11 protein-coding genes and 2 tRNA genes are annotated in these 14,457 nt (G+C 38.8%); 4 read left to right on the forward strand and 9 right to left on the reverse strand.

What is annotated here, in order from left to right; translation table 11 throughout:
- Window positions 1-82 precede the first annotated feature (82 nt).
- The 5 genes from INT04_RS15975 to nagB all read right to left on the reverse strand — a co-directional run bounded on the left by INT04_RS15975 (window position 83) and on the right by nagB (window position 4,001).
- A tRNA-Leu gene (locus INT04_RS15975) sits at window positions 83-167 on the reverse strand.
- Window positions 168-175: 8 nt separating this feature from the next.
- Window positions 176-252: transfer RNA gene (locus INT04_RS15980), tRNA-Met, on the reverse strand.
- Between the two features lie 412 nt (window positions 253-664).
- Entirely contained in the window at window positions 665-1,897 is a 1,233-nt protein-coding gene (gene nagC / locus INT04_RS15985) for a DNA-binding transcriptional regulator NagC (protein WP_193017107.1), read from the reverse strand.
- 9 nt (window positions 1,898-1,906) lie between these two features.
- Window positions 1,907-3,070, reverse strand: coding sequence for an N-acetylglucosamine-6-phosphate deacetylase (gene nagA, locus INT04_RS15990; RefSeq protein WP_193017108.1), 1,164 nt, complete (start codon window positions 3,068-3,070; stop codon window positions 1,907-1,909).
- A gap of 124 nt (window positions 3,071-3,194) precedes the next feature.
- Window positions 3,195-4,001 (reverse strand): glucosamine-6-phosphate deaminase, encoded by an 807-nt coding sequence (gene nagB, locus INT04_RS15995; RefSeq protein ID WP_193017109.1) that lies wholly within the window; start codon window positions 3,999-4,001, stop codon window positions 3,195-3,197.
- A gap of 354 nt (window positions 4,002-4,355) precedes the next feature.
- On the opposite strand from nagB, the gene nagE reads away from it, so the two are divergent.
- The 4 genes from nagE to INT04_RS16015 all read left to right on the forward strand — a co-directional run bounded on the left by nagE (window position 4,356) and on the right by INT04_RS16015 (window position 11,616).
- A complete protein-coding gene (gene nagE / locus INT04_RS16000) occupies window positions 4,356-6,398 on the forward strand; it encodes an N-acetylglucosamine-specific PTS transporter subunit IIBC (protein ID WP_193017110.1) in 2,043 nt (680 codons plus the stop codon).
- A gap of 197 nt (window positions 6,399-6,595) precedes the next feature.
- Window positions 6,596-8,263: a glutamine--tRNA ligase gene (gene glnS, locus INT04_RS16005; protein WP_193017111.1), complete on the forward strand. Its 1,668-nt coding sequence runs from the start codon at window positions 6,596-6,598 to the stop codon at window positions 8,261-8,263.
- A gap of 633 nt (window positions 8,264-8,896) precedes the next feature.
- Window positions 8,897-10,291 carry a chitoporin ChiP gene (gene chiP / locus INT04_RS16010; protein WP_193017112.1) on the forward strand — a complete coding sequence of 465 codons (1,395 nt, stop codon included), beginning with the start codon at window positions 8,897-8,899 and terminating at the stop codon, window positions 10,289-10,291.
- Between the two features lie 485 nt (window positions 10,292-10,776).
- The gene (locus INT04_RS16015; protein WP_193017113.1) at window positions 10,777-11,616 is read left to right on the forward strand and encodes a DUF817 domain-containing protein; all 840 of its coding nucleotides are present in this window, start codon (window positions 10,777-10,779) and stop codon (window positions 11,614-11,616) included.
- Between the two features lie 83 nt (window positions 11,617-11,699).
- Here the strand turns inward: INT04_RS16015 and fur are convergent, their stop codons facing one another.
- From fur to ybfF, 4 genes are all read right to left on the reverse strand, one after another.
- Entirely contained in the window at window positions 11,700-12,146 is a 447-nt protein-coding gene (gene fur, locus INT04_RS16020; protein WP_193017114.1) for a ferric iron uptake transcriptional regulator, read from the reverse strand.
- Window positions 12,147-12,336: 190 nt separating this feature from the next.
- Window positions 12,337-12,864 (reverse strand): flavodoxin FldA, encoded by a 528-nt coding sequence (fldA, locus tag INT04_RS16025; protein WP_004244384.1) that lies wholly within the window; start codon window positions 12,862-12,864, stop codon window positions 12,337-12,339.
- A 272-nt stretch (window positions 12,865-13,136) separates the two neighbouring features.
- Window positions 13,137-13,445, reverse strand: coding sequence for a LexA regulated protein (ybfE, locus tag INT04_RS16030; protein WP_193017115.1), 309 nt, complete (start codon window positions 13,443-13,445; stop codon window positions 13,137-13,139).
- A gap of 199 nt (window positions 13,446-13,644) precedes the next feature.
- Window positions 13,645-14,427: an esterase gene (gene ybfF / locus INT04_RS16035; protein ID WP_193017116.1), complete on the reverse strand. Its 783-nt coding sequence runs from the start codon at window positions 14,425-14,427 to the stop codon at window positions 13,645-13,647.
- Window positions 14,428-14,457: the final 30 nt, after the last annotated feature.

Below are 14,457 nucleotides of genomic sequence, written 5' to 3' on the forward strand. Positions count from 1 at the left end.
GAACCTGGGAATGCCAGGATCAAAACCTGGTGCCTTACCGCTTGGCGATATCCCAACTGATAAATACTTGACGAGGTTAAAATGGTGCGGGAGGCGAGACTTGAACTCGCACACCTTGCGGCGCCAGAACCTAAATCTGGTGCGTCTACCAATTTCGCCACTCCCGCAAAAAAGATGGTGGCTATGACGGGATTCGAACCTGTGACCCCAACATTATGAGTGTTGTGCTCTAACCAGCTGAGCTACATAGCCATCTTTTTTTGCATAACCTTCGTCGGCGTTGCGGGGCGCATTATGCGTATTACAGACAAATCCGTCAACTGCTTTTTGCATTAATTTTCGAGAAACGTGTCCGTTTGCTCGATGGTTAATCATTTTGTCGAAAAAAGATCCAAAAAACAACCTTATTGATAAAAAATATCCCTAAAAATAAGGGAGCACAAAGAGTGAATAAAAAGAAAAAACAAAGCAATAAGAAGAAAGTCTTGGGGGGTAATGAAGTCAAGATGTGGGGTAAAAAAGGTATAAAAAAAGAAATGAAGTGATAAAGTCACACAACATTTCTCTTTTATAAGAACTTACTGATTGAATTTTAGGATTATTTAGCGCTAAAAAGCCTAAAACTCTCTATTCAATTGAATAAGTATAATTTATCAGCAAAAAACTACTTTTCTAATAGCTGCTGAAGCAGTTCTCCATTAAGCATTGCACGTTTAGTCAGAGCAAAGGCTCCGATAGCAGAACGGTGATCAAGCTCTGAGGTAACAACAGGAAGCTCTTCTCTAAATTCTTTCAATACTTGTGTATTAATACAACTTTGGATAGATGGAAATAGGATTTCAGCAGCTTCAGTTAATTCACCAGCTAGGACGACTTTTTGTGGGTTAAAAAGGTTAATTGCAATCGCAATAGCTTTACCTAAATGTAAACCCACTTGTTTGATCGTTTCGACCGCTAGGGGATCATTTTTTACAGCAGCACGACAAATATCTTGAATTTGACATTGTGTCAGTGATAAATGCTGACTTGGATAGCCTTGCTCTAATTGATAGCGCACTTTAGCTTCAATCGCGGTGTTTGATGCAATCGTTTCTAAGCAACCAAAATTACCACAGTGGCAGCGTTCACCAAGAGGGTCTATCTGAATGTGACCAATTTCGCCTAAGTTACCGCGTTGATTGAGAAGTATTTTATTATTAATAATAACACCAGCACCAGCACCACGGTGAATTCGGACTAACAGTGAATCTTCACAATCTCTTGTGGCGCCAAAGTAGTTCTCAGCTAATGCCAAGCTTCGAATATCATGACCCGCATAGCAAGGCAGACTAAAACGTTTTTCTAAGCTACTCACTAAAGCCCAGTTATCCACATTCATATGAGGCATATAGCGCACAATGCCTTTATTGGGATCAACAAGACCGGGTAAGATCACGGAAATTGAAATAAGTTCACGAATACGACGTTGATTTTGCTTAATAAAATCATCAATAGCATTGATCAGTAGGGCTTCAACTTCATGTTGTGTGCTTTGCTCAATAGGGTAGTGCTGCTCAATAATTGCTTTACCACTCAGATCGTAAAGGGCAACTGTGGCATCGTTACGCCCCAGTCGCACACTGACCGTATTAAAATGGCGGTGTTCAACAATAATAGAAATAGCACGGCGTCCACCGGTTGAGGCTTGTTGATCGACCTCTTTAATTAAGCCGCGTTCAAGTAGCTGGCGAGTAATTTTAGTCACACTGGCTGGCGCTAGTTGGCTTTGTTCGGCTATTTGGATACGGGAAATTGGCCCGTGTTGATCAATCAGTCGATACACAATCGCACTGTTAAGTTGTTTAACAAGATCGATATTGCCAATTTGCGTTTCAGTGTTGTTATGACTCATCAGCATATACACCCATTAGTTATCAGTTATTTCAATACCATTGACAAACGTTGTGCAAAGGTTGAAGTCCTTGTCAAAGGAAGCGAGATTAGCGATTTTTCCTACTTCAATTGTCCCGAGTTCTTTTTCTACGCCAATGGCACGAGCTGGATACAGCGTTGCCATTCGTAATGTTTCATCTAATGGAATACCGACATGAATCACGCTATTTTTAATTGCGCCAATCATGGTGAGTGATGATCCACTTAATGTGCCATCAGCATCAACACATAATCCATTACGATAATATATGGTTTTTCCTGCAAAAACGAAGCTATCCATCTCATTTTTATTAGGATCAAGCCCTGCAGGGGCGGTTGCGTCTGTGACTAACAGTAATTTTTCACCTTTCAAACGCTTACTATTACGAATATTTGCCCATGAAACATGCATGCCGTCGGCAATGATACCTGCATAAACCTCAGGTGTATCATAAATAGCTCCCACTAACCCTGGACCTCTTCCTGTAATATAAGGCATCGCGTTATAAAGGTGCGTTGATAATGAAATACCATTACGGAAACCTTTACGCGCTTCTTCATACGTTGAGTTGGAATGACCCGCTGAAACAATGATACCTGCTTTGATTAATTGACGAACATACTTTTCATCAACCATTTCTGGTGCAAGGGTGATTTTTGCGATGACATCGGCGTTATCGCACAAATAGCTAATCATCTGAGCACTTGGCTGACGAATAAATTGCGGATCATGAGTCCCTTTTTTAATCACATTGATATAAGGGCCTTCTAAATGTAATCCCAGCACTTTATTTTTATGTTTTTTCATATAGGCACGTGTTGCTTCAATGCCTGTTTTCATCAATTCATCAGAACAGGTAATTAACGTAGGTAAATAGCTGGTACAGCCTAAATGCTCATTGGCTTTTTGCATAATTTCTAGCGTTTCAACGGTAACATTTTCAGGTGTATCATTAAATTGTACGCCACCACAGCCATTCACTTGCAAATCGATAAAACCAGGAGAAATAATTGCCCCTTTCATATCACGAACTGTAATCTCTTTTGGCAGTTGATCCTGTGGGCAAACCTGCTCAATACGGGAGCCGTTAATAATAATGGCGTGATTTTCTAAACGGTCGTAACCTGTATAAATAACAGCATTTGTTAAGGCAAACATACCTTTGTCTCCTGATAAGGGAAGTCAATCTAAAAAGCCGATATCAGCCAGTAAATTCTGGCTGATAAGTAAGAGAGCTTAGCCTTTTCCACTACTTAATCAGTAGGTACTTATTTTACTAAACTTAGTCTTGGTATTTCTGACACTCTTGCGCTTCGATCTGTTGGAAATAACGCAATGTTTTTACGCGTAATTCCATTGTGGCAGGATCATCACACACTAAAATCGCTTTAGGGTGAAGCTGAACACAGGAAATCGTCCATAAATGGTTAACAGCGCCTTCTGTGGCTGCATGTACTGCTTGCGCTTTATTAACACCTGTTGCCAAAATCATTAATTCTTCAGCATCCAATAATGTGCCAACACCAACAGTCAGTGCGTATTTAGGAACATGATTAACATTATTGTCGAAGAAACGTGAGTTGGCTAAGCGAGTGTCTTCAGTCAGTGTTTTCATACGAGTACGTGAAGAAAGCGATGATGCTGGCTCATTAAATGCAATGTGACCATCATTACCGACACCACCCATAAACAGATTGATTTTGCCATAAGACTTTATTTTAGCCTCATAACGTGCACATTCTGTATCAGGATCTTCTGCATTACCGTTTAATAAATTGATATTTTCATCTTTAATATCAATATGGCTAAAGAAGTTTTCATACATAAAAGTACGATAACTTTGTGAATGATCTGATGGAATACCAACATATTCATCCATATTGAACGTAACAACATGTTGAAAGCTAACTTTTCCTGCACGATGTAATTCAATTAATTCTTTATATGTCGCCAATGGCGTGCCACCAGTCGGTAAACCAAGTACGAAAGGACGATCTGATGTTGGATTAAATGCGTTGATTTTTTCAACGATATAATTTGCAGACCATTTACCAACTTGTTTTGCCGTGGATAGGGGGATTAACCTCATAGTAACCTCATAGAAAAAAGACAAATCTGATAATTCAAGAACGTGTTATTTCAATGTGTGATTATCAGTGGCTCATCTATAACACGAATTTCTTTTCATTTTTAGTCGATGACCCAAATGTCCCGCCAAAAGATATTTTTAATCATAAAATAAGCTTTCGGACTTAGCCAGCATTTCAGCTAAAAAATATACTATATTGGTGACCTCAGTCACAAATTATGACTAATTAATTTGCGATACGAAATAATTTTTTTAGACTGAAAATGGAATTAAATAATTAGCTCATCAATTTTATTATAAAATATGAATGAGTATGAATAAGATCCCGAATAGGGACTATCCAAGGGGGAGTTTGTGAATATTTTAAGTTATCTGCAGAAGATAGGGCGGGCGCTGATGGTGCCTGTTGCTACATTACCTGCAGCAGCAATTCTGATGGGGATTGGCTACTGGATTGACCCAGTAGGCTGGGGTAGCGATAACGCGCTTGCTGCCTTACTTATCAAATCTGGTGCTGCTATCATCGAAAACATGTCAGTCTTGTTTGCCATCGGTGTTGCCTATGGTATGTCAAGAGATAAAGACGGTGCTGCCGCATTAACGGGTTTTGTGAGTTTCTTGGTTGTCACAACACTTTGTTCACCTGCGGCAGTTTCCATGATCAAAGGTATCCCATTAGAACAAGTACCTGCCGCATTTGGTAAAATAGAAAACCAATTTGTGGGGATTTTAGTGGGGGTACTTTCCGCTGAACTTTACAACCGCTTTAGCCAAGTAGAATTACCTCTCGCTCTCTCTTTCTTTAGTGGCCGACGTTTAGTCCCTATTTTAGCGTCATTCCTCATGATCATCGTCGCCTTTATTTTGATGTATATCTGGCCAGTGATTTATGGCGGATTAGTCAGTTTTGGTGAAAGCATTAAAGATATGGGGGCATTAGGTGCGGGTATTTATGCATTCTTTAACCGTCTATTAATTCCTGTTGGTCTACACCACGCATTAAACTCTGTATTCTGGTTTGACGTTGCAGGTATTAACGACATTCCTAACTTCCTTGCGGGTCAGCAAGCTATCGATTCTGGTTTAGCTACAGTAGGAGTAACGGGTCGTTACCAAGCGGGTTTCTTCCCCGTTATGATGTTTGGTTTACCGGGTGCAGCCCTTGCAATTTACCACTGTGCGCGCAAAGAGCATAAAGCCAAAGTTGCTGGTATCATGATGGCGGGTGCGTTTGCTGCATTTTTCACTGGTATCACTGAACCGCTTGAATTCTCCTTTATGTTCGTTGCCCCTGTACTTTATGTTATTCATGCCTTCTTAATGGCGATTTCGGTGTATATCGCCGCAAGTATGGAGTGGATTTCAGGGTTTGGCTTTAGTGCGGGCTTGGTGGATATGTTCTTATCATCACGTAACCCGCTGGCTGTGCATTGGTACATGCTGATTGTTCAAGGTATTGTTTTCTTCTTTATTTACTACGGTATTTTCCGTTTCACTATCACTAAATTCAACCTGAAAACACCAGGCCGTGAAGATGAAGTGACCGGTGATGAAACCGCAGATGGTTATGATGAAGATATAAAAACAGCACCTACCAATAGCAAAGAAGGTATTCAACAAGAAGCACGTCAATACATCGCGGCTATCGGTGGTTCTGATAACTTAACGGGTATCGATGCGTGTATTACTCGTTTACGCCTTAATGTGAAAGATTCTTCTGTGGTTAATGATGCTTACGCTAAACGCTTAGGGGCATCAGGTGTTATTCGCTTAAACAAACAAAGTGTTCAGGTTATTGTGGGTACGCGCGCTGAATTAGTGGCTAATGCAATGCGTGATGTATTAACGCAAGGCCCTGTTGCTGCTTATGAAGGGGCTTCTGCCACAACAGTATCTACTGAAAAAACACCAGTAAAACAAGCTAATACAAATGCAAAAGTATTACTTGAGATGATGGCGCCTTTTGATGGTGAAGTCGTGGCATTGAAAGATGTACCTGATGAAGCGTTTTCCAGTGGTGTTGTAGGCGATGGTCTTGCAATTAAACCAACCTCTAATATTGTGATGGCACCTGCAACCGGTACGGTTGTTAAGATTTTTGATACTAACCATGCTTTTTGTATCGAAACCGATAATGGTGTTGAAATCATCGTGCATATGGGGATTGATACCGTTGCATTAGGGGGCAAAGGCTTTAAGCGTTTAGTTGAAGAAGGTGCAGACGTTAAACTCGGTCAGCCTATTTTAGAAATGGATCTTGATTATCTGAATGCTAATGCTAAATCGATGATAAGCCCTGTAATTGTCAGCAATATTGATGATTTTGATAAAATTGCTGAACAAATCACTGGCGAGGTGGTTGGAAATAAAACCGTTATCTACAAAGTATTAAAATAAATTCTATGCAGATATTTAATCCTCTATAAAGAGATGGTTAAATAAGACGATAAAACGGGGAGTCTTTCAAACTTCCCGTTTTTTTATCTCTATTTTGATAAATATCTCAGGGGTGTATTTAGCTAAGGTATTTATGAAACCTGCTTATTGGATTATAGTGGGTTAATTATGCGTTTTGCTTTGAGGAAAAAATGACCATGAATGAGGCAGATGCCCGCCCAACGAACTTTATTCGTCAAATTATTGACGAAGATCTGGCTACAGGGAAACATGATAGCGTCCAAACGCGTTTCCCACCTGAACCTAATGGCTATCTCCATATCGGCCATGCGAAATCAATTTGTCTGAATTTTGGTATTGCTAAAGATTATCAGGGTAAATGTAATTTACGTTTTGATGATACCAATCCTGTAAAAGAGGATATGGAGTATATCAATTCAATTCAAAAAGATGTTCAGTGGTTAGGTTTCCAGTGGGAAGGTAGCGTTCATTACTCCTCTGACTATTTTGACCAGCTTTATCAATATGCTATTGAGCTGATTAATAAAGGCTTAGCTTATGTTGACGAGCTGAGTGCGGAAGAAATTCGTGAATACCGTGGTACATTAAAAGAGCCAGGTAAAAACAGCCCTTATCGCTCACGTAGCATAGAAGAGAACTTAGCACTATTTGAAAAAATGCGTGCGGGCGGTTTTGAAGAAGGTAAAGCGTGTTTACGTGCGAAAATCGATATGGCATCACCTTTTATCGTGATGCGTGATCCTGTTCTTTATCGTATTAAATTTGCAGAACATCACCAAACAGGGAATAAGTGGTGCATTTACCCAATGTATGACTTTACCCATTGTATTTCTGATGCACTGGAAAATATCACGCATTCTTTATGCACATTAGAATTCCAAGATAACCGCCGTTTATATGATTGGGTGCTGGATAATATCACTATCCCTTGTCATCCTCGTCAATATGAGTTTTCGCGCCTTAATCTTGAATACACGATTATGTCTAAGCGCAAGTTGAACCAACTTGTGACAGAAAATATTGTTAATGGTTGGGATGATCCACGTATGCCAACGATTTCTGGCTTACGTCGCCGTGGTTATACCGCAGGTTCTATCCGTGAGTTCTGTTTACGTATTGGCGTAACCAAACAAGAAAACAATGTTGAAATGGCAGCACTGGAATCGTGTATTCGTGATGATTTAAACGAAAATGCACCACGTGCAATGGCGGTGATTGATCCGGTTCGTTTAGTGATTGAAAATATGCCAGAAGGCGAAGAAATTTTAACGGCACCAAATCACCCGAATAAACCAGAAATGGGTACGCGTGAAGTGCCATTTAGCCGTGAAATTTATATTGATCGCGCTGACTTTAAAGAAGAAGCTAATCGTCAATATAAACGACTGGTATTGGGTAAAGAAGTTCGCTTGCGTAATGCTTATGTTATTAAAGCTGAGCGTGTTGAAAAAGATGAGCAAGGTGAAATAACAACTATTTACTGTACTTATGACGCAGAGACGCTAAATAAAGATCCTGCTGATGGACGTAAAGTAAAAGGTGTTATCCACTGGGTAAGCATTTCACATGCTATCCCTGCTGAAATTCGTCTTTATGACCGTTTATTTAGCGTGCCAAACCCTGCGGCTGAAGATGATTTCTTATCAACAATTAACCCAGAATCATTAGTTATTCGTGAAGGTTTTGTTGAGCGTAGCTTAAAAGATGCGGCTATCGAAAAAGCGTATCAATTTGAGCGTGAAGGCTACTTCTGCGCTGATAAACTTTCAACAACGGATAAGTTAGTCTTTAATCGTACCGTGGGCTTACGTGACACTTGGGCAAAGATTTCTCAACAAGGTTAATCTGACGTACTTTAAGTCACTTTAGTCACTTAATGAAAAAATGCTCGGTAATTATTTATCGAGCATTTTTTTTCTATTTTATTTTTAATGTTGTATTCTTTTTAATCACTTCATCTTCAATATTTATTGTTTTCAGTTAGATTAAGCTCGATTTTTTTATTTTAAACGATAAATTTTTATTTATTTCATTTGAAATAATCAACTTGTTATCACTTTATTCTTCCATTTTTTCATGCCATCACACTAAATAAAACTGTAGTAAGAAAAGTGTGATTTACGCCACATATTTTACATCGTTAAAAAAGATTATTTATAAGTACTACTTATTATTCCTTTCTATAGAAACGAAATTGAATATCGTTTTAAGATTGACTCATAAAATATAATATAATCAATTAATTATATTTGTTTTTCATGAGCGCTTATAAAAGTAAAAAAATGAAACGATCATTTAGTTATGTGCCCTTGGTCATATTTTGATAAAAATTCTTTTTTTTTGGTTGATAATTCGCGTCGCGAAAAATATGCTGTTCCTAACCTAATTTAGGTTTTTTCCCCACTTGGGGTTTTATATTTGGAAATAGGCATTGTGCTTATTTCTTTTTTAGTCAAAGTCGAAGAGGAAACAATGCTATGGTTATGCAACATGCTAAACCAGGCAGGGTGGCACTTGCCGTTATGGGCGCATTGCTTATAACTGCACTACCTGCAAAAATGTCTCATGCTGAAGGGTTTATTGATGACTCAACCTTAACGGGTGGCCTTTTTTATTGGCAACGTGATCGTGACAGAAAAGAGTTAACACCAAATAGCCCTGATTACGGCAAATACAAAGCTAACTTACACCATTCTACATTCAACGCTAATTTAGATTTCTCATCAGGTTATCTTGGTGATTTTATCGGTATTGATTTAGCCGCTTTTGGTGCTGCTGAACTCAATAATAGTGGTCCTGCTGCTCCCAATGAAATTGGTTTTAGTGATGCTAAAAGCCGTTGGGATGAAAATTGGACTGGCGATCGCAGTGGCATGAGTGTGTATAAAGCGGCTGCGAAATTCAAATTAGGTAACTTCTGGGCTCAAGGTGGATATATTCAACCTAAGGGTCAAAGCTTATTGCGTCCACACTGGAGCTTCTTACCGGGAACTTACCGTGGTGCAGAAGCCGGTGCCGTTTTTGATTTCGATAAAAGCGGTGAATTATCTTTCTCCTATATGTGGACTGATGAATATAAAGCACCGTGGTATCGGAATATGTATAACTTCCGTAAAGCTGATCTAGAAACAAACATCAGTTATCTTCATTCATTTGGCGCTAAATATGATTTTAAAAATAGCTTAGTGCTAGAAGGTGCATTTGGTCAGGCTGATGGCTATATCGACCAGTATTTTGGTAAAGTTTCTTACGATTTCCCTATTGCCAATAATGCATTAAGAACGTCTTACCAATTCTATGGTGCGAAAGATAAAGTTACTGGTGGTGGCGTTAATGATGTTTATGATGGGCTGGCATGGCTACAAGCGCTTACTTTCGGTTATACCTACAATGTATTTGATTTCAAAGTTGAAGGAACGTGGGTTAAAGCGGAAGGTAATCAAGGCTATTTCTTGCAGCGTATGACACCGGGTTGGGCAACATCAAATGGTCGTCTTGATGTTTGGTGGGATGGTCGTTCTGACTTTAACGCCAATGGTGAAAAAGCACTTTATGCAGGTGTGATGTATGATCTGAAAAATTGGGATCTCTCTGGCTGGGCGGTAGGGACTTCTTATGTTTATGCGTGGGATGCTAAGCCTAGTGGTAAAGCCATTTATGACCAAGGTCAGCGTATCAGAGAAAGTGCATGGAATGCGGATATTATGTATACGGTTCAAGAGGGTCGCGCTAAAGGAACACTCTTTAAGCTTCACTATACCCGTTATGATAACCATTCTGATATTCCAAGTTATGAAGGTGGTTTTGGAAATATCTTCCAAGATGAAAAAGACGTTAAATTTAATGTAATTATGCCATTTACTATTTTCTAATATCTGCGTGAGGATAAAGTGTATTAATCACACTTTATCCTCCATAAAAATAAAAAGCGAAATACGGTTACGATAAATAAAAATAAGTCTTGTTAATAAAGTGAAGTTGTCCTCTGCAGTAAATAAGTTGTAACACCGTAGAAGTAAAAGAGTTGTATGCAGTAAAACGTAATGAAGTAAAAAATCATGCAGTAAAGTCGTCATGTCATGTCGTCTGAGATAAATGTGAGTGGGTTATGTTTATCTCTTGTGCTTCAGTTATTTCGCAGAATTTGCGTAAGGTATTTACCCTAAAAGGCAGTCAGAGTGGGTATCGTAGTGGGGGGTAAATACCTTTATTTTTCATTCCTCTCTTTCTTTTTCGTCCTTTTCATCCTTGTGCGTTATTTCATTCTATGGCAAATTTCTTCCCATTCATTTTATCTCTCCCCATTTATTATTTTGCATTTAATGCTATTCAATAATGTGAGTTTTCAGGAAGAAGCATGTTAAAGCGATTGGATGATTTTTTATTAGAACCGCCATTGAGGCCTTTTAAAGGTATAAAAAGATTTATTGTGGAGTTTCTTTTTTTCGGTGTAAAAGAGGCTCGATCTTGCTTATTTGCAGGCTTTTTCTTTTTTATTTTATTTGCAACACCAAGTAAAGGGGTATTCGGTATACCCCGTTATGATGTTTTACTTATTCTCGCGATTATTTTCCAATTGTGGATGGTTTGGGGAAAACTTGAAACATGGGATGAATTAAAAGCGATCTGTTTTTTTCATATCGTGGGTTTTGTGATGGAGTTATTTAAAACATCGGCTGCGATTGGCTCGTGGAAATACCCAGATTTTGCTTACACAAAGTTGTGGGAAGTGCCTTTATTTACAGGGTTTATGTATTCTGCTGTGGGAAGTTATTTAATTCAAGCATGGCGCTTTTTAAAAGTACGAATTGAGCATTACCCACCTTATTGGATGGCAACTTTAGTTGCGCTCGCAATTTATATTAATTTCTTTTCTCATCATTTTATTGGTGATTATCGCTGGTATTTAACGGCATTTATTTTAGGCCTTTATGCTCGTAGTGTGGTGTACTTTACGCCTTATGATAAAGAACGGAAAATGCCACTATTACTTGCTTTTGTTCTGATTGGTTTCTTTATTTGGTTGGCTGAAAATTTCGGGACATTTTTTGGTGTTTGGCAATATCCTAACCAAATTGGTGCGTGGTCTGCCGTACATGCAGGTAAGTGGGGTTCTTGGTCATTATTGGTCATTGTGACATTTACCATTGTGGTGCATTTAAAACATATTAAACACAGTATCAGTGTGGCTAAGTAAAGCTATTTACCCTCAGATTTTAGGCAATAAAAAAGGAACTGTTCACAGTTCCTTTTTTTTACTGAGAGATTATCCAGAATGAATTATTTCTCATCATGTGCGTGGCTATCTTCTTTACAATTGCCTTCAGCGCAGTGGCCATATAAATAAAGGCTATGATTGGAAAGTTTGATACCATGACGTTCAGCGATGTTTCTTTGGCGTACTTCAATCGCATCGTCTGTAAACTCGATAACTTTACCACAATCAAGACAGATTAAATGATCATGATGTTGTTGTTGAGTTAATTCAAATACTGATTTACCACCTTCGAAATTATGTCGGGTAACAATACCAGCATCGTCAAATTGGTTTAAGACGCGATACACGGTTGCCAGACCAATCTCTTCACCGATATCGATGAGTTTTTTATAGAGATCTTCAGCACTGACATGATGGCACTCAGGATCCTGGAGCACTTCCAAGATCTTTAAGCGAGGAAGTGTAACTTTTAACCCAGCATTTTTTAACGCTTTATTATTGTCGGTCATGCGGATTTAATCCTGTTGCTAATGGTGAATTTAATTTCTGTGCTCACAAATAGGGTTTATTCATTAACACTCGGGTGAATAAATAACCTTATTGATTATAGGCATGATATTTAAAAATAAACACCCCTACCTATCACACTATCTTAGCACACCATTGAATAATTATCATTCTCAATATTGAGTATTTATTTTATCCCAGAATTTCGTCTAAGCTCATTTCTTCTTTGATTTGAGCAACCCAAGCGTCAACACGCTCTTCGGTTAATTCTGGTTGGCGATCTTCATCAATCGCAAGACCGATAAAGTGATTATCATCTGCAAGCCCTTTAGAGGCTTCAAAATGATAACCTTCAGTTGGCCAGTGACCCACAATGACAGCACCACGAGGTTCGATAATATCGCGGATTGTTCCCATTGCATCACAAAAATATTCTGCATAGTCTTCTTGGTCGCCACAGCCGAACAGCGCAACAAGCTTACCATTAAAATCAATATCTTCTAATGTTGGGAAAAAGTCATCCCAATCGCACTGTGCTTCACCGTAATACCAAGTAGGAATACCGAGTAACAGAATATCGAACGCTTCAATATCTTCTTGGCTGGATTTTGCGATATCGTGAACTTCGGCATTATCCGCGCCCAGTCTTTCTTGAAGCATTTTGGCAATATTTTCAGTGTTGCCGGTATCACTGCCGAAGAATATACCTATGATTGCCATAAAGTGAGATAACCTCTTTTATTCTATGTTCGCCATATTTTAAGTTGTAGCGTTATTGACTGCGTTTATTTGCACTAGTTGCATACTTTTATATACTTTTAGTGACTCATTCACTTGTCGCCTAGCTGCACCTCGAAATATTTAGAGTCTATTTGTCTGTGTTTGAACAATTACTAGTGAAAGATAAGCATTGTGTTTTCATCATCGAAAACTAAAAATGTATTCTGACGAAAATAGCAGGGCAATTCTGTCGAATTTGTGTGGTTTACCTGCTAGCTATTCTCATTTTGATGCATTTTTAAGGCATGATTTTGTGCCAATTGCTCTAGTAATATTTCTTCAATAAGTTCGCTACGACTAACATTTCGTGCCGTTGCTAACTCATTAAGCGCATCCACAGCATCTTCATTTAGTTTTAACTCAACTCGACGTAAGCCATTAACTCTGTCACGCCTTAATTGGTTGCGTTTATTAATTCTAAGTTGTTCATCCCGAGAAAGCGGGTTTGTTTTAGGTCGCCCAGGTCTGCGTTCATCTGCGAACAAATCCAGCGTGGTGCGATCAGTTTGTTCTTTTGCCATAAATTTTGCTGTGAAAGGGCGTATACCAATGACTTAATTGTGAAACGCCCAATAATACCCCACATAGTGATGTCTCGCCACTGCTTCCTGAGTTTAACCTATTGTGATTTCGTCTTTTTATCAATAGATAGCACTATTAAGTCTAATAATTAGACATTCTACTCAATGGATATTTTATTAATAATACGATTTTAGACAATTAAGCTCTGGCTAAAAAGCGGCGAATAGCCTTAATAACGGAGTCTGGTTTTTCTGAATGTACCCAATGTCCTGTGTTCGCAACAACAAAGGCCGTAGCAAGTGGAAATTGACGCGCAATATCTTCACGATATTCATCTAAAATGTATGGTGATAAACCACCACGAATAAATAACACTGGATGATGCCAAGCGGGAACGTCTTGCCAACTAATAATCTCTGAATAGGCCTTTTTTATTGCGGGCAAATTAAATAACCATTTACCATTCTTAAATGACTTAAGTAAAAATGGGATAACACCCTCTTCTTGAATAAAAGGATGCATAATTTCTACCGCATCTTGACGACGAGTGACTTGAGCGTCAGTGACAGCTTCTAATGCAGCAAAAATTTTATCATGGCGACGAACATTGTAAGCAACGGGCGACATATCAATGACCACAATCCGAGCAATGCGGTCAGACGCCAAGGCTGTCATTGCCATCGCAATTTTTCCGCCCATGGAGTGCCCGATAATAATCGCTTTTGGGATATTTAAGCTATCAAGCAATGTGAGTACATCTTGTGCCATATCTTGATAGTTCATACTTTCACTGTGGGGAGAATGACCATGATTGCGCACATCAATTTGTATCACCAAATTATCATGGCGAAGGGCGCGACCTAAGACACCTAAATTGTTGAGATCACCAAAAAGGCCATGAATTAAGACGATAGGTAAATTGGATGTAGGTGGGGTTTCAGGTGTATGCAGTTGATAATTTAATACTGTATTGAGTTTCATATCAGTGACCAAAATAAGTGCGATTTTTTC

Origin of the sequence: Proteus sp. FME41 (assembly GCF_014897315.1) — a bacterium.
GTDB lineage: Bacteria > Pseudomonadota > Gammaproteobacteria > Enterobacterales > Enterobacteriaceae > Proteus.

What these genes read in the sequence shown, in the direction of transcription:
- fur (WP_193017114.1), bottom strand. Translation starts at nt 12,146, where the DNA reads ATGACCGACAATAATAAAGCGTTAAAAAATGCTGGGTTAAAAGTTACA.
- glnS (WP_193017111.1), top strand. Translation starts at nt 6,596, where the DNA reads ATGAATGAGGCAGATGCCCGCCCAACGAACTTTATTCGTCAAATTATT.
- INT04_RS16015 (WP_193017113.1), top strand. Translation starts at nt 10,777, where the DNA reads ATGTTAAAGCGATTGGATGATTTTTTATTAGAACCGCCATTGAGGCCT.
- ybfF (WP_193017116.1), bottom strand. Translation starts at nt 14,427, where the DNA reads ATGAAACTCAATACAGTATTAAATTATCAACTGCATACACCTGAAACC.
- ybfE (WP_193017115.1), bottom strand. Translation starts at nt 13,445, where the DNA reads ATGGCAAAAGAACAAACTGATCGCACCACGCTGGATTTGTTCGCAGAT.
- chiP (WP_193017112.1), top strand. Translation starts at nt 8,897, where the DNA reads ATGGTTATGCAACATGCTAAACCAGGCAGGGTGGCACTTGCCGTTATG.
- fldA (WP_004244384.1), bottom strand. Translation starts at nt 12,864, where the DNA reads ATGGCAATCATAGGTATATTCTTCGGCAGTGATACCGGCAACACTGAA.
- nagC (WP_193017107.1), bottom strand. Translation starts at nt 1,897, where the DNA reads ATGCTGATGAGTCATAACAACACTGAAACGCAAATTGGCAATATCGAT.
- nagA (WP_193017108.1), bottom strand. Translation starts at nt 3,070, where the DNA reads ATGTTTGCCTTAACAAATGCTGTTATTTATACAGGTTACGACCGTTTA.
- nagB (WP_193017109.1), bottom strand. Translation starts at nt 4,001, where the DNA reads ATGAGGTTAATCCCCCTATCCACGGCAAAACAAGTTGGTAAATGGTCT.